The organism is Clostridium felsineum DSM 794 (genome assembly GCF_002006355.2).
GTDB classification, from domain to species: Bacteria; Bacillota; Clostridia; order Clostridiales; family Clostridiaceae; genus Clostridium_S; species Clostridium_S felsineum.
In genome coordinates this window covers 1,677,773-1,703,987 of sequence record NZ_CP096980.1, presented here as the reverse complement: position 1 = coordinate 1,703,987, position 26,215 = coordinate 1,677,773, and the positions used below count along the sequence as shown (strand labels likewise).

The window sequence follows — 26,215 nt, the reverse complement described above, 5'->3', positions numbered from 1 at the left end:
CCTCTACATTCTTTCGTGAAATGTTCTCTTAACAACTTCCATCTGTTGTTCTCTTGTAAGTTTAACGAAATTAACTGCATATCCTGATACCCTTATTGTAAGTGTAGGATATTTTTCTGGATTTTCCATTGCATCTAAAAGTGTTTCACGATTAAATACATTTACATTTAAATGATGTGCCCCCTGCTCAAAATACCCATCTAGAATAGCTGCTAGATTACTTTTCCTATCTTCTTCACTTTTTCCTAATGCATCTGGAATAATAGAAAATGTATTTGAAATTCCATCCTGACAAACATCTCTATATGGAATTTTAGCAACACTATTTAAAGATGCTAATGCTCCATTTTTGTCTCTTCCGTGCATAGGATTAGCTCCCGGTGCAAAAGCCTCTCCTGATAATCTACCATCTGGTGTTGCTCCTGTCTTTTTACCATACATTACATTTGAAGTTATAGTTAATATTGATAATGTATGCTCTGCATTTCTATAAGTAGGTGTTTTTCTTAACTCAGACATAAATTTGTTTACTATTTCAACTGCAATATCATCAGCTCTATCATCATCATTTCCGTACTTAGGAAAATCTCCTTCTATTTCAAAATCTACAGCAATTCCATTTTCATTTCTAATAGGTTTTACCTTTGCGTATTTTATTGCACTTAAAGAATCTGCTGCTACAGAAAGTCCTGCTGCTCCACAAGCCAAAAATCTATGAACTTCTGTATCATGAAGTGCCATAAGCCCTTTTTCATAGGCATACTTATCATGCATATAGTGTATTAAATTAAGAGTATTTACGTACAACTTAGCTACATACTCCATAACCTTAAAATAGTTTTCTTTAACTTTATTATAATCAAGTACTTCATCCTCTATTCTTTCTATGTTAGGTACTACTAAATCAAATTTCTTTTCATCTACTCCACCATTTATAGCATATAATAAAGATTTAGCTAAGTTACATCTAGCTCCAAAAAACTGCATTTGTTTACCTATTTTCATTGCAGATACACAACAAGCTATACCATAATCATCTCCATATATAGGTCTCATTATATCATCATTTTCATATTGAAGCGCGTCTGTTTTTATTGACATCTTTGCACAATACTTCTTAAAGTCTTCAGGAAGCTTGTTTGACCAAAGTACAGTCATATTAGGCTCTGGAGCTGGTCCCAAATTAGTTAATGAATGAAGGAATCTAAAGGAATTTTTTGTAACCAAAGTTTCTCCATTTACACTCATACCACCTATAGATTCAGTAACCCAATTAGGATCACCTGCAAAAAGTTCATTATATTCAGGTGTTCTAAGATGTCTCTCGAATCTTAATTTTATTATAAATTGGTCAATTATCTCTTGTGCTTCTTTTTCAGTTATAACTCCATTTTTCAAATCTCTTTCAATATATATATCTAAAAATGTTGAAACTCTTCCAAGGGACATAGCTGCACCATTGTTCTCTTTTATACCTGCAAGATATCCAAAATAAGTGAATTGAACAGCTTCCTTAGCGTTTGCTGCCGGTCTTGATATATCTATTCCATATTTAAGTGCCATAGACTTCATTTCTTTTAACGCTTTTATTTGTTCTGACACTTCTTCTCTTCTTCTTATTAAATCTTCAAGCATATTGCCTTTTAATTCTTTTAAATCTGCTTTTTTCTTTTCAATTAAGTAGTCTATTCCATATAGTGCAACTCTTCTAAAATCTCCTATTATTCTTCCTCTTCCATAAGCATCAGGTAAACCTGTTAAAAGTCCAACGTGTCTAGCCGTTTTCATTTCATCTGTATAAGCATCAAAAACACCTTCATTATGAGTTTTCCTGTACTTTGTAAATGTATCATAAACTCCTTCATCTATTTCATAACCGTAAGCTTCTAAAGCTTGTTTTGCCATTCTTATTCCACCAAAAGGATTTACCATTCTTTTAAGCGGTTCATCTGTTTGAAGCCCAAAAATCACTTCATTATCTTTATCTATATATCCAGCTTCAAAACTATCTATTCCAGATACAGTTTTATTATCTGCCTTTAAAACACCATTCTTTTTTATTTCATCTATAAGAAGCTTCTCACACTTATCCCAAAGTTTTTTTGTTTTTTCTGTAGCTTCTTCTAAGAATTCTTCATCACCCATATATGGGGTGTAATTTTTTTGTATAAAGTTCCTAACATCAATATTATTTAACCATGTACCTTCTTTAAAATCATTCCATTCTTTAATCATACCAAAACTCTCCTTTGTTTGAAATTTTCGATTGCTCTTTAAATCACAAAATTTTCTAATATTAGCTTATCCAGGAGTAAAATAAAAACCACCCGGACATATACTAGTTTGCCCAGGCGGTCGGCTTTAATAAAATCGTACTCCCTGTGGTTATTCCACTTCCGCCGGTTATACGACCTTTAATTCAATTATTCTAAAATAAAAATAACATACTTTTATCTTTATGTCAACAAGCTTTATTTTTTAAAATTCCACTTTACTTTTCTAGGAAATAATCAAGTAATTCTTCTAATGTAACAATTCCTATTGCCTTACTATCTTCAACTACAGGAACTGCAAATATATTATTATCCCTTAAAATTTTTCCAACCTCAACTATATCACTGGAAGCGTTTACTGATATTACATTTTTAGTCATTACTGCTTCTACTGGATAACTATCATAGTGTCCTTCTTCTATCAAAAATCTATATATGTCAGCTTTAACTACTATACCAACTAATTCATCCTTATCATTTACCACTGGTGCGCTGTTAACTGTATCACTTGTCATTATCTTGAGTGCATCCTTTAACGTGGCATTATCTCGCACCTTTAAAATATCTTTTATCATTATATCTCTTATTACCATATTCCTCTCTCCTTCTCTTAAAATTCATTAATATATAATTTTTATTTTTAATCTAAACGCAATTATTTTTTATGATATCCTTTATACTTATAATATCGTGATTTCCTTCTAATATTGCACCTATAGCTTTTGATGCTGCTCGCTTGGATATCTTATCTAGGTTAATATCTATTAATACATTGTGTTTTTTCATCAAATAATTCAAGTATTTAAGCTGCTTTTCCGTTATATGGTCCTCACGTAGAAAATCACATTTCTTTATCTTCCAAAGTATTTTAAATATTTTAGGTAAGTTTAATACATCTTCATAATTATGAAGCATTATAGTATGCTTTAAATCATCATTTTTATCTTTTAAATATCTTTTGTACAACTCTACACTAATACCACCATCTATAGTATCTTTTCTATTTATGCCTATATACTGCTCGACAGTTTTCAAGTTACATCTCTCAAGGCCAAGTTGTTTTTGATAAGGTCTTATCTTTCTATATAAATCAAAATGTTCACTTGGAACTCTAAACTCAATATTATACTTACTCATCCTTGATTTTATAAAAGGTTCATCAAAAGCCTTTCCATTATATGAACACCATGTATCAAATTTTTCTATAGAATTTTTTAAGTTTTCTAAAATACTTTTCTCTTGCTCTAATTCCTGTGCAAAATACTGCTTTATATGAAATATATCCTGATTTTTATAGTACCCTATTGATATTAATATTATGTTATCTTGTTCCCTATCAAATCCAGTAGTCTCTATATCAAAATAAATCATTGACTTCATATTATATTGTTTTATTATCTCTTTATCTAACTCTAATTTTATGTCTTTTTCATTAATATACATAAAAATCCCCCAATCAGTGTATACATTTAAATTATACACCAAATAGATTTCTAATAAAATACTATAATTTTATAATATTTTTTATATTTATTTTGATAAAATGGTATTGAATTTGTTATAATATTGTTGTTTACTATAACTTATAGGAGTTGATTTTAATGAATTTACAAGTTAATGGATTGGATGATTTAGATTTACAAATATTACATATTCTAGTTGAAGATTCGAGAACGCCATATCTAGAAATAGCGAGAGAGTGTCATGTAAGCGGCGGAACTATTCATGTTAGAATGAAAAAAATGGAGGACATGGGAATTATAAAAGGTACAAAGCTTATAGTAGACAATACTAAATTAGGATACGATATTTGCTGTCTAGTTGGTATATATCTTGATAAAGCTGTTTCATTTCCAAGTGTACTTGAATCAATGAAGGAAATAAAGGAAATAGTAGAACTTTATTATATTACAGGTGAATTTTCTATTTTCGCAAAAGTAGTCTGTCGAAGTATATCTGGTCTTCAAGACCTTCTTCTTAACAGAATACAAACTATAGATGGTGTACAAAGAACCAATACTTTTATGGCTCTTTCCCAACCAATAGATAGAAATATAGATTTTTCTTAAACTAAATTTATTTTCTAACATAATATACGCTATTTCGCATATAATAATTCTGTAAACTTAATAAAAGGAGATGTAGTGATGAAAACATTAGATGTTATTGCGTTAGTTTTTGTCATAATAGGCGCTATAAATTGGGGTTTAATTGGTTTCTTTAGCTTCGATTTAGTTGCTGCTTTATTTGGAACCATGTCCTCTTTAACAAGAATTATTTACGCACTAGTAGGTATATGTGGCTTATATGCAATATCCTTTTTAGGAAGGGATAGAGAAGTAAGAGTAGAGAAATAAAGTTTAGAATAAATAATGGCGCAGAACATTAGTCCTGCGCTATTATTTATATTATTTATATTTTTTTATTATATCTAGAAGCCTTATGGCTGCATTTTTAGGGCCATCCTTTTCCATACCTTTTATTCCTAAACGTGTTCTTATTTGTCCCACCTTTATTCCTGCCTTAAAAAATTCATCAAAATATTTATTTATAAGTATGTCCGTTTCTTTCTCTTTTTGAACTGGTCCAAACGGATTAGCAAAAAACGTTGTAACAAGACCTTTTTCTGTGGTAGTACCTTTTGCCATTCTAGCTCCATTTCTAAAAACTTTTATAGCCTCTTTTGCGGAATTAAAAAATGAAAGTTCTTCTCCACCTTTATCATAATTATTAGCATATAAAAATAAATCAATAGGATATCCATGTGTTATATCACTATAGCTTGCAACAGGTATAACAAGTCTTGCATTTGTCTTGTCAGGATTCATAAATATACTTCTATCAATTTCCCTAAATGCATATCCTGGATCAAGATCATCCAATCTTACAAAGGCACCAATTTCTGTTCCATACCCCATTGGCTTACCATTTAGTGCATTTGGTTTTACAACTCCCATATCATCAAATATTACTGTCATATCGCTTATATATTCTTCTCCTAATTCTCTAAACGCCTCAAGGCTTTCAGATTTACCTGCACCACTATCACCCATTATAACTATATTAACCTCATTACCATCTTTAGTAATAATGTTTACCATGGCACCATGTATTGGTAAATATCCTCGCTTAATCATTATTAAATTATGCAGCGTTAATGCCATCTTTTTCATATATCCAAAGTAATCAATGTTTACACTATAATTAATGTATCCAAGCATAATATCATTTTTCTTATCATCATAAAATATAGTCCTAGTAATTTCACTATTATCTCTCGCTCCAAAAACAAATACTATATCTGGTTTTGTATCTTTATATTCACTTTCCTTAGCTATTTCAAACAAGTTACACAAAGTTATCCCGTGAGCCATAAAATCTCTATGGAAATAAATAAATGCAAGAAGTGTTCCTATTTTAACTGGAAAGCAAAACCAATGATCTTTATTTATTCTACAATTAAGTGGATTTTCAAATACTTCTGAAAAAATTCCATCTCTTTTTATTTTTTTAGGATATGATATAAATGGCGGATCTATTAAAACAGAATCTATAATTGGAACTCCGTTAAGACATTCATATCCTTCTGGATACTTCCATTTTATGCTATTAACAATAAGACCTGCATTAGCTCCTGCTGGAAGCTGTCTATACACCTTAGGTTTTGAACCTAATATATTTTCTTCGATCTTTCTATAGGTGTTAACTATAAGTTGAGAAAACTGAAGATTAGCATCCACAAAGCTTACATTTTCAAGTCCTTCATTAATTTTGCTATTATGAACTACTGTATACCTTTCAAGCTTTCTCCAGAATCCATATATATTTTCTATTATTTTTATAATTTCATCTTTATTTGATAGAAAACTTTCATATTTAGGATTCATATCAATTATTTCTTCTCTTTTAAACACTAATAAAAGCTTAAATACTTCTACAAGTTTATTTGCCATGCTTTTTTCATTATCTTCTATAATATTCTCTTCTATATACTTGTAGTCATTTGATGTTTTATGTCTTCCTTTTTTTATGAATTTTTCAAGTACTCTTTTAAACCCTTCACTATTTAGCACTTTTTCAGATGTATCACAGTACTTTGCTGTAAAATTAATTATAACCTTATCATTACTTATTGAAAATTCCTTTTGCATTTCATTCCTCGCCCCCTAAATAAATAAAGATGAATGTGGTATTATCCATATAATTCATCTATAGCCCAACAATGTATATTATACCACAAAAATGTTTTTTCTATTGTGCGCCTTTCATTTGCGCAAAAATATATAGGGTTCTCCTGCATCATTTAATTTATGCACCATTATATGACTTTAGTACACAAATTAAAGTTACTTTGAAAACCCTATAATATATATTACATTATTTTTTTATTTCCTTTTTTTATAACATTATGATAATTTATAAATTCGTAAACATCATCATCAAATAAATCACAGAATTTTTTAAATTCATCAATGTTTAATTCTTCTATAGTTTTATCATTATTTTCACAGTATATTACAATTTCACCTGATATTTTATGAGCATCCCTAAAAGCTATTCCCTTATTTACTAAATAGTCTGCTACATCTGTGGCATTTAAAAATCCGCCTTTTACCGCTTCCTTCATAGCTGCCTCTTTAACCTTCATGGTATCAATCATTCCATCCATAACTAATAAACACATTTTTAATGTATCAAAAGAATCAAAAAATTGTTCCTTATCTTCCTGCATATCCTTATTATAAGCAAGCGGAATACCCTTCATAATTGTAAGCATTGCCATTAAGTCTCCATATACCCTTCCAGTTTTTCCACGTATAAGTTCTGCTGCATCTGGATTTTTCTTTTGAGGCATTATACTACTACCTGTAGAAAATTTATCATCCATTTGAACAAAACTGAACTCTTTAGTACTCCATATAATAAGTTCTTCACTTAACCTGCTTAAATGCATCATGCATATTGAAAATGAGGATAATACTTCTATTAGATAATCTCTATCGCTTACACCATCTAAAAAATTATCTACTGGTTTATCAAAGCCAAGTTCTTTAGCTGTTAACTCTCTATCTGTATCATAAGTTGTACCTGCAAGGGCACAGCAGCCTAGTGGACTTTCATTTAAATTTGAAATAGCATTTAAGAGCCTTTTTTTATCTCTACTAAACATACTGTAATATGCCATCATATGGTGAGTAAAGGTTACTACTTGTGCTCTTTGCATATGAGTATAGCCTGGCATTATAAAATGATTATTTTCCGCCTTATTTTTAATTGTAGACATAAGCTTATCTATACAATCAATTATAATATAAGAACCTTTCTTAACATACATTTTCATATCTACTGCAACTTGATCATTTCTACTTCTTGCTGTATGAAGCTTTTTTCCTACTTCCCCAATTCTATCTATCAAGTTTACTTCTACAAAACTATGTATGTCTTCATAGTCTCCTTCTATTTTTAGTTTACCATTTTCTATATCATCATCTATTGATTTAAGTCCCCTTAATATTTTTTCACATTCTTCTTCATTTATTATTTTACATTTATTCAGCATTTTAACGTGAGCTATGCTTCCTTCTATATCCTCCTTATATAGCTTCTTATCAAAGCTTAAAGAGGCATTAAATTCCTCCATAAGCTCACTTTCACTTTCTCTAAATCTTCCACCCCAAAGTTTCATTATTTTTTCTCCATTTTTTTCATAGCTTTTATTTTACTTGGAAGGCTGAATAAATTTATAAATCCTTGTGCATCCTTATGATCGTATAAATCACTTGCCCCAAAAGATGATATACTCTCATCATATAATGCATTTTCAGATTCTACACTGGAAACTTTCATATTTCCTTTGTACAATTTAAGTTTTACAGTACCTGTAACATTTTTCTCCACTGTGTCTACAAAAGCATCTAGCGCTTCTCTCGTTGTTGTAAACCATAATCCATCATATACAAGCTCTGAATATTTTAAAGCGAGCATTTGCTTATAGTGATATGCATCCTTATCAACTGTTAATCTTTCAAGCTGGTCATGTGCTTCATAAAGAAGTGTTCCACCTGGTGTTTCATACACTCCTCTTGATTTCATTCCAACAAGTCTATTTTCAACAAGGTCTACAACCCCTATACCATTTTCTCCTGCTATTTTATTTACCTTTTCAATAAGCTTAACAGGTTCTAATTCTTCTCCATTAATCTTATATGGTATACCTTCTTCAAAATATATGCTTATATATGTGTCCTCATCCTTTGCTTTCTCTGGTGGAATAACACATTTATACATATCTGTTTTATGCTCATTTTTAGGATCTTCTAAATCTCCACCTTCATGACTTATGTGCCATAGATTCCAATCTTCTGAATATATCTTTTCCTTTGTTACTGGAACCTCTACTCCCTTACTTAACGCATAATCTATTTCTGCTTCTCTTGAATCTATATTCCAAAGTCTCCATGGAGCAATGATTTTAATATAAGGGTCCATGGCCGCAATAGCCGTCTCAAAACGAACCTGATCATTTCCCTTTCCAGTACATCCATGACATATATATTTAGCACCTTCTTTATGTGCAACCTCAACTAATTTTTTTGCAATTAATGGCCTTGCAAATGATGTTCCTAAAAGATATTTTCCTTCATAAGTTGCATTCCATTTTATAGCATTGTATAAATAATCAGTTACAAATTCGTTTTTAACATCTTCAACATATATTTTAGCTGCACCACTTTTTATAGCTTTTTCTTTAACCTTATCCATATCATCTTCCTGTCCTACATTAACACAGACAGCTATTACTTCAACATCATAATTATCTTTAAGCCATGGAATTGTTACTGATGTATCAAGTCCACCTGAATACGCTAAAACTACTTTTTCCTTCATACTATCAAACACCTTTCATGAATACTATTTATAAGTCATAAATCTATGTAATACACGTAACCTTTTATGTTATAATTATACGTCTTTTTTTATAATTATGCAACATTTTTTATAATTATTCATAAAAAAATAAGAGCCCTTGAGCTCTCATCTTTTACTTTTTACTTTATAGATTTTTTATAACTTCTTCAGCAAACTCCTTTGTACCAGTGCTTCCACCCAAATCAGAAGTTACTTTATTTCCTTCCTTTAATACTACCCTTATTGCATTATCTATTCTATCTGCCGCTTCAAATTCACCTATATATCTAAGCATCATTACACCAGAAAGTATGGCTGCTGTTGGATTTGCAATATTTTTTCCTGCTATATCTGGAGCTGAACCATGAATTGATTCAAATATTGAAATTTCCTTTCCTATATTTGCTCCTGGTGCTACTCCAAGCCCACCAACAAGTCCTGCTGCCATATCGGATAATATGTCTCCATAAAGATTAGGCATTACAAGCACATCATACTTTTCTGGAGTTTGAACTAGCTTCATACTCATAGCATCAACTATCATATCTTCAAATTCTTTATCCTTATAGTTTTCAGCTACCTTTCTCGCACAGCTTAAAAATAACCCATCAGAATATTTCATTATGTTAGCTTTATGTACAGCTGTAACTTTTTTTCTACTTTGTTTAACTGCCATTTGGAATGCAAAATCAACGATTCTTTCACTTGCTTCTCTAGTTATTATTTTAATACTTTCAGCTGCATAATCTCCAATTTTATGCTCAATTCCTGCATATAAGTCCTCCGTATTTTCGCGAACTATAATTAAATCTATATCTTTATATCTTGTAGGTATTCCTTCATATGTCTTTATAGGTCTAACGTTAGCATATAGATTAAAAGCTTGCCTTAAAGCAACATTTACACTTCTAAAGCCACTTCCAACAGGAGTTGTTATCGGTCCCTTAAGTGCTATCTTATTTTTCTTTATGCTATCTAGTACATATTCAGGAAGAGGTGTGCTAAACTCCTCCATAACCTTTGCTCCTGCTTCAACTATATCCCAAGTAATATCAACACCTGCTGCTTCTATTACTTTTTTAGCTGCATCTGTTACCTCTGGACCTATTCCATCTCCAGGAATAAGTGTTATTGTATGTTTCTTTTTCATAAATGCTATACCTCCAATTATAAAATTTATATTTATGCAAAAATTGAAAAGGGCATAAAGCCCTCATTAATCTTTTATTTTTCGCTCTTTTTTATCTGATTTAGCTTTCCACCACATATAAGCATATCCTTTTGTCTTTCTGGTATATCTAAAATCATCTTATATTTTTCACCCTTAGATATATTTTCAACATATAAAGTTCCAGTTTGAACTTGATTTATAGTATCATTTATTTGAAGTTCATCACCTTTACTTATTTTATCATAATCATTTTCACTTTCAAAAACAAGAGGAATAATTCCATTGTTTATTAAATTAGCTTTGTGTATTCTTGCAAAAGATTTGGCAAAAACTGCTTTTATACCTAAGTATAATGGTGCAAGAGCTGCATGCTCTCTACTTGATCCTTGACCGTAATTTGATCCTGCTACTATAAATCCTCCATTATTTTCTTTTGCATTCTTAGGAAAATCTTTATCGCAAGGTGTTAAACAAAAGTCAGCTAAATGTGGAATATTAGATCTAAATGGCAACAATTTCGCATTTGATGGCATAATATGATCTGTTGTTATGTTATCTTCAACTTTAATAAGTGCTTTTCCAGTGATATCATCTGAAAGAGGTTTTGCCTTAGGGAAAGGTTTTATATTAGGTCCTCTTACTATTTCAATATCTTCTGGTGTTTTAGAAGGACTTACTATCAAATTATCATTGATTAAGAATTTTTCTGGTATTTCTATCTTCTCTACTGTTTCTTTAAACTCTCTTGGATCTGTTAATACTCCTGTTAATGCTGAAACAGCAGCAGTTTCAGGGCTCACAAGATAAACCTTAGCTGAAACCGTTCCTGATCTTCCTTCAAAATTTCTATTAAAGGTTCTTAATGAAACTGCATCTGTTGATGGTGATTGTCCCATACCTATACAAGGTCCACATGCACATTCAAGTATTCTCGCGCCTGCTGAAACAAGATTTGCAAGCGCTCCATTTTTTGAAAGCATAGTTAAAACTTGCTTTGATCCTGGAGCTATAACCAAGGATACATTTTCTGCAATAGTTTTTCCCTTTAATATTTCAGAAACCTTCATCAAATCAACAAATGATGAATTTGTACAACTTCCTATAGCTATTTGATTAACTTTAAGATTTTTTATTCCAGAAACTTTTTCAACTTTATCAGGACTATGCGGACATGCTACTAACGGCTGAAGTTCATCTAAATTAATAACTACTTCTTCATCATATACTGCATCTTTATCCGCAGAAAGTTCTTTAAAATCTTCTACTCTACCTTGAGCCTCTAAAAACTCTTTTGTTTTCTCATCACTTGGGAATATTGAAGTAGTTGCTCCAAGCTCAGCTCCCATATTACAAATAGTAGCTCTCTCTGGTATAGAAAGATATTTAACTCCCTCTCCTATATATTCAAATACCTTTCCTACTCCACCTTTTACGGTAACTTGTCTTAAAACCTCTAATATTATATCCTTTGCAGAAACCATTGTATTAAGTTTTCCCTTTAGATTTACCTTAACTACCTTTGGGTTTATTATATAATATTCTCCTCCACCCATAGCAACTGCTACATCTAATCCACCTGCACCTATTGCAAGCATTCCCATTCCTCCTGCTGTAGGAGTATGACTATCTGATCCTATTAAAGTTTCTCCAGGTACATCAAATCTCTCTAAATTGACCTGATGACATATACCATTCCCAGGCTTTGAAAAATATATACCATGCTTCTTAGCTACTGTCTGTATATACAAATGATCATCTGCATTTTCGGGACCAGTTTGAAGTATATTATGATCTATATACGCAACTGATCTCTTTGTTTTTACTTGATCTATTGAAAGTGCTTCAAATTGTAAATATGCCATTGTACCAGTTGAATCTTGAGTAAGTGTATTATCAATTCTTATACCTATTTCACTGCCTTTTGTCATATCACCCTTTACAAGATGACTTTTAATTATTTTTTCTGTTAATGTTAATCCCATTTAAATCTCTCCTTAATAATCTAGCTAGCTCTAGTATTTTCTACATCTATTAATTCTTTAAAATATCTTTTTACTTCTATTTCAAGTTCTTTATTTGTTATAGAAGTTGTTCTTCCACCTTCATATTGATTATCTACCCATTTTTTTATTTCTGCAACTCGATCATCCTTTTTATGGACCTCATTTTCCTTGTTCAATTTAAAATAGATATTAATCCAAGCCGCTATCCCTGCTGATCCTGAATATTCATTTATAGCTACAAGCACTGGCCTATCAAGAATTTTTTCTGTATCGAATATATTGTATATTTCCTGGTCCTTTAAAATTCCATCTGCATGAATACCAGCCCTTGTAACATTAAAATCAGTACCAACAAAAGGTGTTCTAGGTGGTATTTCATATTTCATTTCATTTTCAAAATACTTTGCTATTTCTGTTATAGCATGAATATTCATACCAGGATTACCCTTTAGTTGACAATACTGAAACACCATAGCCTCCAAAGGACAATTTCCAGTTCGTTCTCCAATTCCAAGTAATGTTGTATTTACAGAAGAACACCCATACATCCATGCTGCTGTAGCATTAGGCACAACACAATAAAAGTCATTATGACCATGCCACTCAAGTGCTGAAGCTGGAACATTACAATACTTTCTAAGTCCACTAATTATTGCAGGTACACTTCTTGGAAGCTCCACACCTGGAAACGAAACTCCTAACCCCAAAGTATCACAAGCTCTTATCTTTACTTGAATGCCATATTTATCTGAAAGCTCCATCAGCTTATTTACAAGCGGAACTACAAACCCAAAGAAATCAGCTCTAGTTATATCTTCAAGATGACATCTAGGTACTATGCCATTTGAGAGAGCTTCCTCAACTATTTCAATGTATTTGTTATAAGTTTGTTCTCTATTCATATTTAACTTTTTAAAAATATGATAATCAGAACAAGACATTAAAATTCCTGTTTCTTTAATCCCTATATCCTTTACCAAGCTAAAATCATTTTTGTTTGCTCTAATCCATGTAGTTATCTCTGGAAATTTATATCCCTTCTGCATACATTCAATTAAAGCTTCTTTATCTCTGTTTGTATATAAGAAAAACTCAGTTTGTCTTATAACACCAGTATTATTATCTAATTTATTCAAATAATCGAAAAGCTTAACTATTTGTTCAACTGTAAATGGTGTCATTGATTGTTGTCCATCTCTAAAAGTTGTATCAGTTATCCATATTTTATCTGGAATGTCTACTTTTATTTCGTTCATATTAAAATTAATTTTGGGAACATCACTATATGGGAAAATTTCTCTATATAGATTCGCATTTTCAACATTCTTTAACTTTATCTTTTTCATAAAATCACTTCCTAATATAAAATTCAAAATGATTTTTATTTTTTAAATCCTTCATAATTCAATCAATAGAATTTTTTACAATAATAAATTCATTTTGCTCCAATACAGTATCTTTTTTGCAAAACCTCTTATTTGCTAGATTTATATTGTTTTTTTCTAATTAATATAATATATTCTAACATATAAAAATGTTGTTTTCAATTTATATATAATCTTTTTTGAATAATTAGTTAAATAACATTTCATTTTTCCAGTTTCATTTTAATATGCATATCAATTTATTAATTTTTCATTCATTATATAAAAAAAAAGTTATTAATCGCTTAAATGATTAATAACTTTTTATCATTCTCTATTTGTATTATACCTTTCTGTTATTCTTAATTGAATTTTTACATTTTTTTCATTCACTCTTATTACTATAAGGCTATAAGAGTTTTCCCTTATTAGTATTTTGATTAGTGAACTTATATTATTATCAAACTCATATATTAAATATTTATCTAATGTTCTAATACAAACATTTTCTCCATTAACATCAAAATACAAGTTTTGCCACTCAAGCAATCTTGAACCATTTTTTCTTATTTTAAATACAATTCCTCTTTCTTTAATTTCATCCAAAAGAATATTATATCTATTATTTAGTATAGCATTTCTTAATTTTTCCTCTTTAAGCTTATACAAAAGCTTATCATTTTGCTTATTTAACTTAGATAATAAATTTTCAAGATTATTTATCTTATTGTCTAACTTTCTATTTTTTAATTCTTTTTTATGTAAAAATTTGTTTATATCTTTATTTTCATTCATAGATTTCTCCCTCATTAATTTTTATTATTAACATATAATAAACTTATATACTACTTATAAAAGAGGAGTTACTTAATTTATGGAAAATTTGTTTTATAAAATTTTAAAGGACACCAATGAAAAGGCTCATGAGATAATAGAAACCTTAAAATTCAAATCAGAAAAAACTATTTTAATTGATGAAATCTATTCCCATCTAATAAATGAAAAAAACGAAAAAATAATTAATTTAGAAACTAATTTTAAAAAAATAGAATCAATTAATATTAATTATCAAAAAAACATCGAAAAATTAGTTCAACAAAATACTATTTTAAAAGTTAAAGTTATGGCACTAGAATCACTTTTAAATGAAAATATTAATTCTTCAATGGATTAATTATTCTCAATAATAATTTTTTATACTAAAAAATAAGCTTTAATATAGTATTATTAACCAATATACTATATTAAAGCTTATTTTTCCTATATTAATTTATCTAAATCTTTTCATAAATACATCTTATATTCATCTATTACTTCATCTTTATATTATTCAATTCACTATTAATCCTATTATGAAGAATTTCTGATATGTTTGCTTTTTGCTCTTTATCTAATTCTGCAATATTTATAGGTTCTAATATTGACATATTCACAACACCTGATCTTAATTTGCCATTGACTTCTTCAAAAAGCTTGTACCCTCCATCAATAGCTATAGGTACAACAATTGCATTAGCTTTTGTAGCAAGTTTTAAACTACCTTTTTTAAACTCACTCATATTACTGCTTTTACTTCTAGTTCCTTCTGGAAATATAGCCATAGAATATCCTTTTTTCAAGTTATCCACGCCTTCATTTATAGCCATAAGAGATTTACGTATATCATTTCTATCAATAAATACACAATGCATCATTCTCATCCAACCACTTACAACTTTTATCTTCAAAATTTCCTTCTTCGCTATAAATCCTATTTGCTTATCAATAGTTCCCATTATAGCTAAAAAATCAACATTACTCTGATGATTAGAAATAAAAACACATGTATCTTTAGGTATATTTTCAATTCCCTTTACATTTACTTTGATTCCAATAACTTTGAGTATTGTTTTTGCCCAATTAAAAATTACGTTATGAACAGCTGCTTCATATTCTTCATTAGTCCTAGTCTTTTTTATTTTATTAAGTTTTATCTTAAAAAACATAGTTCTAATCATGTAAAAAACAAAATATATATACAAAAAAATCCATCGCATAAATGTTACCTCTTTTTAACTTAATAATAGCAAAGCTATACTACATCAAAAAATAAAATGGCTCCGCGAAAAGGATTCGAACCTTCAACCTATCGGTTAACAGCCGAGTGCTCCACCGTTGAGCTATCGCGGAATACATTCTACCCGGCAATGACCTACTCTCCCACAGAGCCTCCCCTGCAGTACCATTGGCGTTCTGGTTCTTAACCTTCGTGTTCGGTATGGGAACGGGTGTTACAACCATGCTATGATCACCGGATTTATTTAATTTTAGAAAGTACCTTGTACTCTCAAGATTGCATAGTAATTATATCATATTTACTTTAATTGGTCAAGCCCTCGACCTATTAGTATCAGTCAGCTTAAAATGTTACCATTCTTACACCTCTGACCTATCACCTGTTGTTCTTACAGGGGTCTTACTAACTTATGTTATGGGAAATCTAATCTTGAGGTGGGCTTCACGCTTAGATGCCTTCAGCGTTTATCCCTTCCCGACATAGCTACCCAGCCGTGCCTTTGGCAAGACAACTGGTACACCAGAGGTCAGTCCATCCCGGTCCTCTCGTACTAAGGACAGCTCCTCTCAAATTTCCTTCGCCCGCGACGGATAGGGACCGAACTGTCTCACGACGTTCTGAACCCAGCTCGCGTGCCGCTTTAATGGGCGAACAGCCCAACCCTTGGGACCTACTTCAGCCCCAGGATGCGACGAGCCGACATCGAGGTGCCAAACCTCCCCGTCGATGTGGACTCTTGGGGGAGATCAGCCTGTTATCCCCGAGGTAGCTTTTATCCGTTGAGCGATGACCCTCCCACGAGGAGTCACCGGATCACTAAGCCCGACTTTCGTCTCTGCTCCACTTGTTTGTGTCGCAGTCAGGCTCCCTTCTGCCTTTGCACTCTACGCGCGGTTTCCAACCGCGCTGAGGGAACCTTTGGGCGCCTCCGTTACTTTTTAGGAGGCGACCGCCCCAGTCAAACTGCCCTCCTAGCTATGTCCCGTGACCAGTTTCATGGCCTCCGGTTAGAACCTCAGTACTGTCAGGGTGGTATCCCAAAGACGACTCCACAATTCCTGACGGAACTGCTTCCAAGTCTCCCACCTATTCTGTACAGACAATACCGAAATTCAATGCTAAGATACAGTAAAGCTCTACGGGGTCTTTCCGTCCAATCGCGGGTAGCAAGCATCTTCACTTGCACTACAATTTCGCCGGATTTGCTGTTGAGACAGTGCCCAAATCATTACGCCATTCGTGCGGGTCGGAACTTACCCGACAAGGAATTTCGCTACCTTAGGACCGTTATAGTTACGGCCGCCGTTTACTGGGGCTTAAGTTCATGCCTTCGCTTGCGCTAAGCATTCCCCTTAACCTTCCAGCACCGGGCAGGCGTCAGCTCCTATACTTCAGCTTTCGCTTTAGCAGAAACCTGTGTTTTTGATAAACAGTTGCTTGGGCCTATTCTCTGCGACCTACTCTCGTAGGCACCCCTTCTCCCGAAGTTACGGGGTCAATTTGCCGAGTTCCTTAACAGCAATTCTTCCGATGGTCTTAGGATTCTCTCCTCACCTACCTGTGTCGGTTTGCGGTACGGGCACAGAGCTCCTGGATAGAGACTTTTCTTGGCAGTATGAAATCAGATATTTCGGTAGTAAACTACCTCACCATTACACCCCAAGCTTAAGGAAGACGGATTTTCCTATCTTCCACTCTCAGTGCTTAGACGTACTTCCAATAACGTACGCATATCCTATCCTTCTGCGTCATCCCATTTCTCATAACGTTACTCTGCGGTATCGGAATATCAACCGATTGTCCATCACCTACGCCTTTCGGCCTCGGCTTAGGTCCCGACTTACCCTGGGCGGACGAACCTTCCCCAGGAAACCTTAGGTTTTCGACCACTAAGATTCTCACTTAGTTCTCGCTACTTATGCCAACATACTCTCTCCTGTACAGTCCACCGCTCCTTTCGGTACGACTTCAGCCCATACAGGATGCTCCTCTACCACTTGTACGAAGTACAAGTTCACAGCTTCGGTGTTAGATTTTAGCCCCGGACATTTTCGGCGCAGGATCTCTTGACTAGTGAGCTATTACGCACTCTTTTAATGAATGGCTGCTTCTGAGCCAACATCCTAGTTGTCTTAGAAATCCCACATCCTTTACCACTTAATCTATACTTTGGGACCTTAGCTGGTGATCTGGGCTGTTTCCCTTTTGACTACGGATCTTATCATTCGCAGTCTGACTACCATGATTCAAGTATCCAGCATTCGGAGTTTGATAGAGTTCGGTAACTGTTGTCAGCCCCTACCTCATTCAGTGCTCTACCTCCGGTACTCATTCATGGCGCTAGCCCTAAAGCTATTTCGAGGAGAACCAGCTATATCCGAGTTCGATTGGAATTTCTCCCCTATCCACAGCTCATCCCATGGTTTTTCAACACCATTGTGGTTCGGGCCTCCACGGAATTTTACTTCCGCTTCACCCTGGCCATGGATAGGTCACCCGGTTTCGGGTCTACAGCATGCAACTATGCGCCCTATTCAGACTTGGTTTCCCTTCGGCTTCGCACCTTAAGTGCTTAACCTTGCTGCATACCGTAACTCGTTGGCTCGTTCTACAAAAAGCACATCATCACACATTAACGTGTTTTGATCGGTTGTGGACACACGGTTTCAGGTTCTATTTCACTCCCCGTCTGGGGTTCTTTTCACCTTTCCCTCACGGTACTGCTTCACTATCGGTCACTAGGTAGTATTTAGCCTTGGGAGGTGGTCCTCCCAGCTTCCCACAAGGTTTCACGTGTCTCGTGGTACTCTGGTACAGATCGGGCTTTTTTCTCTTTTCACCTACAGGACTATTACCTTCTATGGTTTAACTTTCCAGAAATCTTCGGTTAAGATATAAAGCTTTAATGATCTGCCCGCAACCCCGGAAACAAGTTTCCGGTTTGGGCTCTTTCCGTTTCGCTCGCCGCTACTAAGGAAATCGATTTTTCTTTCTCTTCCTCCAGGTACTTAGATGTTTCAGTTCCCTGGGTTTACCTCTATATACCTATGAATTCAGTATATAGTTCATGGGGTTACCCATGAGAGTTTCCTCATTCGGAAATCTTCGGTTCACAGACTATTTGCGTCTACCCGAAGCTTATCGCAGCTTATCACGTCCTTCATCGGCTCCTAGTGCCAAGGCATTCACCATGCGCCCTTTGTAGCTTGACCTTACAAGAATTCATTAATATCCCTATAGATTATGATGGATAATTTCGTTCAATACTTCAGAGTAAAGCCAACTATATATTACTATAAGTTTTCTTTATCTCTTCGCATTCACCAAAATTTCCTCATCATTACTAATATGAGGTATTGAATCCTATACTAAGTAAATATATTTAAATTCAAACAACAAAGAATTAACTTTGCCTTGCTTTAGAGTATTACTCTTAATTACTATGCAATTTTCAAAGTACAATAGTGGGTTTAAATGGACTCGAACCATCGACCTCACGCTTATCAGGCGTGCGCTCTAACCAGCTGAGCTATAAACCCACATTATAAATATTATAGAAAGTTGAACTTTCAAAATTAAACAGAGAACAAAGAACCTTCATGAAAATTACATTTCCATGTCGACTCCTTAGAAAGGAGGTGATCCAGCCGCAGGTTCTCCTACGGCTACCTTGTTACGACTTCACCCCAATCATCAACCCCACCTTCGACCGCTGGTTCCAAAAGGTTACCTCACGGGCTTCGGGTGTTGCCGACTCTCATGGTGTGACGGGCGGTGTGTACAAGACCCGGGAACGTATTCACCGCGACATTCTGATTCGCGATTACTAGCAACTCCGGCTTCATGTAGGCGAGTTTCAGCCTACAATCCGAACTGGGATAGGGTTTTGAGTTTAGCTCCACCTTGCGGTATAGCATCTTTTTGTCCCTACCATTGTAGCACGTGTGTAGCCCTAGACATAAGGGGCATGATGATTTGACGTCATCCCCACCTTCCTCCCGGTTAACCCGGGCAGTCTCACTAGAGTGCTCAACTAAATGTTAGCAACTAATGATAAGGGTTGCGCTCGTTGCGGGACTTAACCCAACATCTCACGACACGAGCTGACGACAACCATGCACCACCTGTCATCCTGTCCCCGAAGGGACTTCATCCATTACGGACTAATTCAGGAGATGTCAAGTCTAGGTAAGGTTCTTCGCGTTGCTTCGAATTAAACCACATGCTCCGCTGCTTGTGCGGGTCCCCGTCAATTCCTTTGAGTTTTAATCTTGCGACCGTACTTCCCAGGCGGAATACTTATTGTGTTAACTGCGGCACAGAAGGAGTCGATACCTCCTACACCTAGTATTCATCGTTTACGGCGTGGACTACCAGGGTATCTAATCCTGTTTGCTCCCCACGCTTTCATGCCTCAGCGTCAGTTACAGTCCAGAAGGCCGCCTTCGCCACTGGTATTCTTCCTAATCTCTACGCATTTCACCGCTACACTAGGAATTCTGCCTTCCTCTCCTGCACTCCAGACATCCAGTTTGAAATGCAGCCCCCAAGTTAAGCCCGGGGATTTCACATCTCACTTAAATATCCGCCTACACATCCTTTACGCCCAGTAAATCCGGACAACGCTTGCCACCTACGTATTACCGCGGCTGCTGGCACGTAGTTAGCCGTGGCTTCCTCCTATGGTACCGTCATTATCGTCCCATAAGACAGAGTTTTACGATCCGAAGACCTTCATCACTCACGCGGCGTTGCTGCATCAGGGTTTCCCCCATTGTGCAATATTCCCCACTGCTGCCTCCCGTAGGAGTCTGGACCGTGTCTCAGTTCCAATGTGGCCGATCACCCTCTCAGGTCGGCTACGCATCGAAGCCTTGGTGAGCCGTTACCTCACCAACAAGCTAATGCGCCGCGGGTCCATCTCATAGCGAATAAATCCTTTGGCTCAGAAATCATGTGATTTCCGAGTATTATGCGGTATTAATCTTCCTTTCGGAAGGCTATTCCCCACTATGAGGCAGGTTACCCACGTGTTACTCACCCGTCCGCCGCTGGGAACCGAAGTTCCCCGCTCGACTTGCATGTGTTAAGCACGCCGCCAGCGTTCGTCCTGAGCCAGGATCAAACTCTCAATTTAAAAGTTTGATTAGAATCATGCGACTCTCTATAGATTATAGTGGTTAATTTTGTATAATACTTCGTCAATAAAACTCATCATAGATTACTATTGACTCGCTTTATTTCCTCGTCTTATCCAAAATTTCCTCGCTATTACTAAAACGAGTGTCTTCTGAATCTTTTATACAGATGCTACTCTGTATTCCTTTAGCTCATCGCTAAATTTATTTAAATAGAATAAATTCTATTCAAAAGAATTGCTGGTTCTTTAATTCTCTGTTTAATTTTCAAAGTTCAATTGTTTGCTGCACTCAGACAGCTTATTTATAATATCATTTTTATTTAACCTTGTCAACATTTTTTAATAAATACTATTTTTATTTATTTGATTTAAGGAAAATTAGGCATTTATGTATGAATTAAGTTATAAATCACAAATTAATTCATACATAAATATTTTTTTCACTTAACTTTAAAGTTTATACATATTATTCAATTCATTTGTTTGCTTTTCATCATAATTGCTATTTATATATTCTTTTGCTGTTTCATGTATCTCAACATAAATTCCTTCTCTTTTACTTACCTTATCTCTTTGAACCAATTCTTGTGTTTTGTTATTTCCCATTATAATTTTCCACTCATCATCGCTAAAATAATCTTTGTAACGATTATATTCCCCTTCCTCAACTTTCTCATAGTATTCACCATCATAAAATAATATTATTTCTCCATCTAATACAATAATTTTTCTTATAAAACTGGATATAGGAGTTTCTAATTTATTTGACACTATTATAGCCATAAGTTTTTCGTTTTCTTTAACTATTTTTGTACACTGAATTTTTCCCATTCCTATATCATTTCTTATCCACTTATTTTCTCTTATAATTTCTTCTATAGTCTTTAAATAATCCATTTATCAAAAATCTCCCTTCTTTGAATTATAGAATTATTATTATCCTTTATCTAATATCTATACAAAATGACATATTCAAAAAATAATTAAGGAGAGGCTTATATCCTCTCCTTAAACTTATCATTAATAAATACTGAAATTATAAAATGTTTTAAATTACAAAATATAATAAGTATTTTCACATTATATATGTATTAATTAGCTTATTACTTTAGCGATACCCAAAACTAAAACAATCACTCCGATTATTAATCTGTATACTGCAAATATTCTCATTGGCTTCTTTTTCAAGAAACTTATAAATTTATCTACAACTATTAATGCTACTATAAATGCTACTATAAAACCTACTCCAAGCCCCAATATCTGAATATTTGAAAGCATTACACTATTTTTTATTAAAAATAATAAAGACGCACCTAGCATCATTGGAATTGCAAGAAAAAATGAAAATTCTGCTCCCGCAACTGTAGATACTCCAATTATCCATGCTCCTATTATGGTTGATGCTGATCTTGACATTCCCGGCCATAATGCAAGACATTGGAAACATCCTATTATAATTGCTTGTTTTATAGTTATGTCATCAACACTTTTAATTTTAGCTTTTTTTCTATACTTGTTTTCAGCAAAAATTATCCATATTGCTCCTAAAATAAGAGCTGCTGCAACTGGTGTAGGAAAAAACAATAATTTATCTATTTTCTTTTGAAAAGGTAAACCTATTACTATAGCTGGTATGCAAGCTACCACTATATTAGTCCAAAATTTAAAACCAGGCATTGTTCTGTAACCTTTTGTGAAAAATTCGCCTACTACAGCAATACCAGTTTTTTCGTGCTCTTTCATAGAAGGGAATAAATTTGATGGCTTAAGTGCAGAAAATATTTTATCCCAATACAAAACCACAATTGCAAGTATAGCTCCCAATTGTATTATTATTTCAAACATATGTATATATTCTGCCCCATATAAAGACGCTGGCTTTGCTCCTTCTTTAAACCCTATTATACTTCCCAAAATTATCATATGTCCTGTTGAAGATACTGGTAAGAATTCAGTCACACCTTCAATAATACCTTCTAAAATTATTTTGAATATAAATATTATATTTGTATACATTCTACGGCTCCTTTCAGCAACTAATTTGCAAAAGTACACAGGTTAATTATACTATTTAAATTATATTATTGAAATAGCCTTTTATATTTTTAACAAATTATTATAACTAACTTCATTAAAAATATTCGTATATTGATGTAAATATTAAAATTATGTATTATAATATAGTGAAACCAATTCAAATATTAATTTATATTTATTAAAAACTGTTTAGTTTTCAGCTTTTATTTTATAACTTATAATTTTAAATGATGTTTTTACATTAGCCTACAACTCAAGTAAAAACACATACAACAAACATTCGGAGGTGTTTAAAATTAATATACGCAGTTTTTTCAGCATAATTATTTCTAAAACCATAATAGGAATATCCAGTAGGCTCTTCAAAGGAGGAACAAATTTTCCCGGTAGAGTAGCCTTAAAGATAGATAAAAATATCCTTTCAACAGTAACTAAAAATTATAGCATTGTATTTGTAACTGGAACTAATGGTAAAACTACTACTACTAATTTAATTTATAACATTCTTAAATCAAGTGGCAAGGAAGTAATAACAAATAATACTGGCGCAAACTTAAAACCAGGAATAACATCATGTTTTATAAAAAATTTTAAATTTAATAACCAAAAAGAGAAATATGCAATAATCGAAATTGATGAAGCTAACTTAAAATTTTTAACTGAATATACTAAACCGAAAGCGATAATTATAACCAATCTTTTTAGAGATCAACTTGATCGATATGGTGAGGTTTATACCACTCTACTAAAGATAATGGAAGGTGTAAAAAAAGTTCCTGAAACAACATTAATACTTAACGGTGACGAATCACTTCTAGGTAATTTAGATGTTCCTAACAAAACAGTTTACTATGGATTTGATTGTCCTATTAATGAGAATAATAAAATAAGTATAAATGCAGATGCTAAGTTTTGCAATAAGTGTAAACACCCTTATGAATATGAATTTATAACTTATAATCATTTAGGAAAATTCTTCTGTAATAACTGCGGCTATAAAAGGCCTGATTTAAATTATTATATTGATAAAGTAAAATCTTTAGATCCTTCTGGTTCTTCAATATCAATAAACGGTACTGACTTTTATTTAAATCAGCCAGGAGTTTATAATATATATAACGCATTATGTGCATATTCTGTAGCAAAATTCTTAAATGTTGATGATACTACTATTTTTGATTCCTTAAAAAATTCTAAAAGTAGTTTCGGAAGACAAGAAGCTATAGACATAAATGGTAAAAACGTAAAAATAATATTAGTTAAAAATCCTGCTGGCTATGATGAAGCCATAAAAACAATATCATTAGATACAAGAAAGCTTAACTTAGCTGTTTTATTAAATGATAACTACGCAGATGGTAGAGATGTATCCTGGATATGGGATGTGGATTTTGAAAATTTAAATCAACTTAATATAAATAAAGTAATGGTTTCTGGAATAAGATTGTATGATATGGCTGTGCGTCTAAAAATTGCTGGTCTCAATAATGATAATTTTGAAATGGAAAACAATTTTGAAGAGTTGCTTAGCAGCATGGAAAATTGTACTGGAGAAATAATTTATGTACTTGCTACATATACTGCAATGATAGATTTTAGAAAATTTCTTTATTCTAAGGGCTTCATAAAAAAACTTTGGTAATTGGTGGTGAAATAAATTGGAATTAAATATATGTCATTTATATCCTGACTTATTAAATGTATATGGAGATATCGGTAATATAAGAATATTAAAATATAGAGCCGAGAAAAGAGGTATAAAAGTCAATATCTCAAATGTATCTCTAAAAGATAAATTCGATAACGAAAATTTTGATATTGCTTTCTTTGGGGGCGGACAGGATTATGAACAATCTATAGTATCCGAAGATTTAACAAGCACAAAAAAAGAATCAATAAAAAATTATATAGAAAATAGTAAAGTGTTTATTGCAATATGCGGCGGTTATCAACTTTTAGGAAAGTATTATACTACACCTGAAGGCGAAAAACTTCCAGGATTAGATATACTAAACATATATACAGAACCTGGGGATAAAAGGTTTATTGGTAATACTGTTATTAAAAATGACCTTTTTAATGAAACTTATGTTGGCTTTGAAAATCATTCTGGAAGAACATACATAAACGATTTAAAACCTTTTGGTAAAACTCTTGTAGGTTATGGAAACAATGGATCTGATGGTTATGAAGGCTGTATTTATAAAAATACTTATTGTACATATTTTCATGGATCTTTACTTTCAAAAAATCCAGAACTAGCCGATAGATTTATAAAGACAGCTCTTGAATTAAAATACAAAAAAGAAATAACTTTAGAACCTATTGACGATTCTTTCGAAATCAAAGCAAAAGAATTTATAATAAAAAGGGAAACCTCTAATAAATAACAAAAGTGGCTTTTATGGATAACACCATAAAAGCCACTTTTTATTATTTATCTATTTTTTGCTTCTTATTAATTACTCCCATTTTTATTAATTCATTTTTTTCTTGTTCACTTATATCATCAAAAGTTTTAAATTTATATCCCTTTTCTTTTATATATTTTACAACTTCACTAATTGATTCCACTGTTGCTTTTTTATAATAAGAATCATGCATCAATATCACCAAAAACTTCTGATCCTTGCATTGCTTCTTAACCTTGTTAATTATTTTTTGCCTAGGAACAAAATGAGCTTCTGCATCCCCAGAGCATACATTCCAGTCTACATAATTGAGCCCCTGATCCAATATACTTTTTCTTATATTACTTACTACATATTTATTTCTTGTACTATATGAGCCTCCTGGCATTCTTATAAACTTAATCTTGTTTTTCTTTTTATTACCTTGAATATTATTTATAAAATCAATGCATTCTTTTAAATCTTTATTATAGTTCTCTACACTCTTATATATATTAGCTTTATGTGTATAGCTATGAGGCATTATACACATTTTATTTTTCACAAGAGCGTCTAAAGCCTTGGGATATTCTTCTCCTTTTTGCCCAACTATAAAAAATGTTGCCTTGATTTTATTTTTATTTAATTCATCAATTATTTTTACTGTGTTATTAGGTGTTGGTCCATCATCAAAAGTTAAGAATGCCACTTTTTCTTGTTTCTTCCCAAAAATGCTCAAATCCTCTCCCCTAGCATTAAAAGGCAGCAATGAAATTACAATAATTAAAATAAAAACAAAATATTTTTTTAATCTCATATATTAACATCTCCAATATTATCATCATTCCTACTTATTATTGGTCTTTACA

At 32.8% G+C, this 26,215-nt stretch carries 19 protein-coding genes, 2 tRNA genes, 3 rRNA genes and 1 riboswitch; of the genes, 5 read left to right on the top strand and 19 right to left on the bottom strand.

All coding sequences use genetic code 11. The features are described 5' to 3' along the window. Nucleotides 1-3: 3 nt before the first annotated feature. From pflB to CLFE_RS07980, 3 genes are all read right to left on the bottom strand, one after another. Nucleotides 4-2,235 carry a formate C-acetyltransferase gene (gene pflB / locus CLFE_RS07990; protein ID WP_077894623.1) on the bottom strand — a complete coding sequence of 744 codons (2,232 nt, stop codon included), beginning with the start codon at nucleotides 2,233-2,235 and terminating at the stop codon, nucleotides 4-6. Between the two features lie 103 nt (nucleotides 2,236-2,338). Beyond that, a riboswitch (ZMP/ZTP riboswitch) is annotated at nucleotides 2,339-2,417 on the bottom strand. A 74-nt stretch (nucleotides 2,418-2,491) separates the two neighbouring features. Further along, on the bottom strand, nucleotides 2,492-2,866 hold the full coding sequence (locus CLFE_RS07985; protein WP_077894624.1) for a CBS domain-containing protein: 375 nt from the start codon (nucleotides 2,864-2,866) through the stop codon (nucleotides 2,492-2,494). 52 nt (nucleotides 2,867-2,918) lie between these two features. After that, nucleotides 2,919-3,716, bottom strand: coding sequence for a ribonuclease H-like domain-containing protein (locus tag CLFE_RS07980; RefSeq protein WP_077850792.1), 798 nt, complete (start codon nucleotides 3,714-3,716; stop codon nucleotides 2,919-2,921). Between the two features lie 158 nt (nucleotides 3,717-3,874). Here CLFE_RS07980 and CLFE_RS07975 point away from each other — a divergent pair, with 158 nt between their 5' ends. Both CLFE_RS07975 and CLFE_RS07970 read left to right on the top strand, forming a co-directional pair. Then, on the top strand, nucleotides 3,875-4,342 hold the full coding sequence (locus CLFE_RS07975; protein WP_077834368.1) for an Lrp/AsnC ligand binding domain-containing protein: 468 nt from the start codon (nucleotides 3,875-3,877) through the stop codon (nucleotides 4,340-4,342). Nucleotides 4,343-4,420: 78 nt separating this feature from the next. After that, the gene (locus CLFE_RS07970) at nucleotides 4,421-4,630 is read left to right on the top strand and encodes a DUF378 domain-containing protein (protein WP_077834369.1); all 210 of its coding nucleotides are present in this window, start codon (nucleotides 4,421-4,423) and stop codon (nucleotides 4,628-4,630) included. A gap of 51 nt (nucleotides 4,631-4,681) precedes the next feature. Here the strand turns inward: CLFE_RS07970 and CLFE_RS07965 are convergent, their stop codons facing one another. From CLFE_RS07965 to CLFE_RS07935, 7 genes are all read right to left on the bottom strand, one after another. After that, nucleotides 4,682-6,424, bottom strand: coding sequence for a phosphoenolpyruvate carboxykinase (ATP) (locus CLFE_RS07965; RefSeq protein WP_077894625.1), 1,743 nt, complete (start codon nucleotides 6,422-6,424; stop codon nucleotides 4,682-4,684). A gap of 221 nt (nucleotides 6,425-6,645) precedes the next feature. Beyond that, nucleotides 6,646-7,959: an argininosuccinate lyase gene (argH, locus tag CLFE_RS07960; protein WP_077850791.1), complete on the bottom strand. Its 1,314-nt coding sequence runs from the start codon at nucleotides 7,957-7,959 to the stop codon at nucleotides 6,646-6,648. After that, a complete protein-coding gene (locus CLFE_RS07955) occupies nucleotides 7,959-9,161 on the bottom strand; it encodes an argininosuccinate synthase (RefSeq protein ID WP_077894626.1) in 1,203 nt (400 codons plus the stop codon). Before CLFE_RS07955 ends, argH begins: the two co-directional genes overlap by 1 nt. 166 nt (nucleotides 9,162-9,327) lie before the next feature. Further along, entirely contained in the window at nucleotides 9,328-10,332 is a 1,005-nt protein-coding gene (locus tag CLFE_RS07950) for an isocitrate/isopropylmalate dehydrogenase family protein (protein ID WP_077834373.1), read from the bottom strand. 74 nt (nucleotides 10,333-10,406) lie between these two features. Further along, nucleotides 10,407-12,335 carry an aconitate hydratase gene (locus tag CLFE_RS07945; protein ID WP_077894627.1) on the bottom strand — a complete coding sequence of 643 codons (1,929 nt, stop codon included), beginning with the start codon at nucleotides 12,333-12,335 and terminating at the stop codon, nucleotides 10,407-10,409. A gap of 20 nt (nucleotides 12,336-12,355) precedes the next feature. After that, nucleotides 12,356-13,702 (bottom strand): beta/alpha barrel domain-containing protein, encoded by a 1,347-nt coding sequence (locus CLFE_RS07940; protein ID WP_077894628.1) that lies wholly within the window; start codon nucleotides 13,700-13,702, stop codon nucleotides 12,356-12,358. Between the two features lie 345 nt (nucleotides 13,703-14,047). Then, complete coding sequence (locus CLFE_RS07935) at nucleotides 14,048-14,515, bottom strand: hypothetical protein (RefSeq protein WP_077894629.1); 468 nt, start codon at nucleotides 14,513-14,515, stop codon at nucleotides 14,048-14,050. Nucleotides 14,516-14,594: 79 nt separating this feature from the next. Between CLFE_RS07935 and CLFE_RS07930 the strand changes: the two genes are divergently transcribed. Continuing rightward, nucleotides 14,595-14,894, top strand: coding sequence for a hypothetical protein (locus CLFE_RS07930; protein ID WP_077834377.1), 300 nt, complete (start codon nucleotides 14,595-14,597; stop codon nucleotides 14,892-14,894). A 136-nt stretch (nucleotides 14,895-15,030) separates the two neighbouring features. Here CLFE_RS07930 and CLFE_RS07925 read toward each other — a convergent pair whose 3' ends face one another. From CLFE_RS07925 to CLFE_RS07890, 8 genes are all read right to left on the bottom strand, one after another. Next, complete coding sequence (locus CLFE_RS07925) at nucleotides 15,031-15,756, bottom strand: lysophospholipid acyltransferase family protein (protein WP_077894630.1); 726 nt, start codon at nucleotides 15,754-15,756, stop codon at nucleotides 15,031-15,033. A gap of 58 nt (nucleotides 15,757-15,814) precedes the next feature. Then, a tRNA-Asn gene (locus tag CLFE_RS07920) sits at nucleotides 15,815-15,889 on the bottom strand. Between the two features lie 9 nt (nucleotides 15,890-15,898). Beyond that, nucleotides 15,899-16,015: ribosomal RNA gene (gene rrf, locus CLFE_RS07915) — 5S ribosomal RNA — on the bottom strand. Between the two features lie 68 nt (nucleotides 16,016-16,083). Continuing rightward, nucleotides 16,084-18,988, bottom strand: a 23S ribosomal RNA gene (locus tag CLFE_RS07910). Between the two features lie 253 nt (nucleotides 18,989-19,241). Beyond that, nucleotides 19,242-19,315, bottom strand: a tRNA-Ile gene (locus CLFE_RS07905). Between the two features lie 92 nt (nucleotides 19,316-19,407). After that, nucleotides 19,408-20,913, bottom strand: a 16S ribosomal RNA gene (locus CLFE_RS07900). Together the 16S, 23S and 5S rRNA genes with 2 tRNA genes alongside form the textbook arrangement of a ribosomal RNA operon. A 453-nt stretch (nucleotides 20,914-21,366) precedes the next feature. Continuing rightward, complete coding sequence (locus CLFE_RS07895; RefSeq protein WP_077895123.1) at nucleotides 21,367-21,813, bottom strand: hypothetical protein; 447 nt, start codon at nucleotides 21,811-21,813, stop codon at nucleotides 21,367-21,369. Nucleotides 21,814-22,011: 198 nt separating this feature from the next. Further along, nucleotides 22,012-22,935, bottom strand: coding sequence for an undecaprenyl-diphosphate phosphatase (locus CLFE_RS07890; protein WP_077895122.1), 924 nt, complete (start codon nucleotides 22,933-22,935; stop codon nucleotides 22,012-22,014). A gap of 307 nt (nucleotides 22,936-23,242) precedes the next feature. On the opposite strand from CLFE_RS07890, the gene CLFE_RS07885 reads away from it, so the two are divergent. Next, nucleotides 23,243-24,598, top strand: coding sequence for a Mur ligase family protein (locus CLFE_RS07885; RefSeq protein WP_169851016.1), 1,356 nt, complete (start codon nucleotides 23,243-23,245; stop codon nucleotides 24,596-24,598). 16 nt (nucleotides 24,599-24,614) lie between these two features. Then, a complete protein-coding gene (locus CLFE_RS07880; RefSeq protein WP_077851085.1) occupies nucleotides 24,615-25,346 on the top strand; it encodes a type 1 glutamine amidotransferase in 732 nt (243 codons plus the stop codon). A gap of 43 nt (nucleotides 25,347-25,389) precedes the next feature. Here CLFE_RS07880 and CLFE_RS07875 read toward each other — a convergent pair whose 3' ends face one another. Beyond that, on the bottom strand, nucleotides 25,390-26,163 hold the full coding sequence (locus CLFE_RS07875; protein ID WP_077835761.1) for a polysaccharide deacetylase family protein: 774 nt from the start codon (nucleotides 26,161-26,163) through the stop codon (nucleotides 25,390-25,392). Nucleotides 26,164-26,215 lie beyond the last annotated feature (52 nt).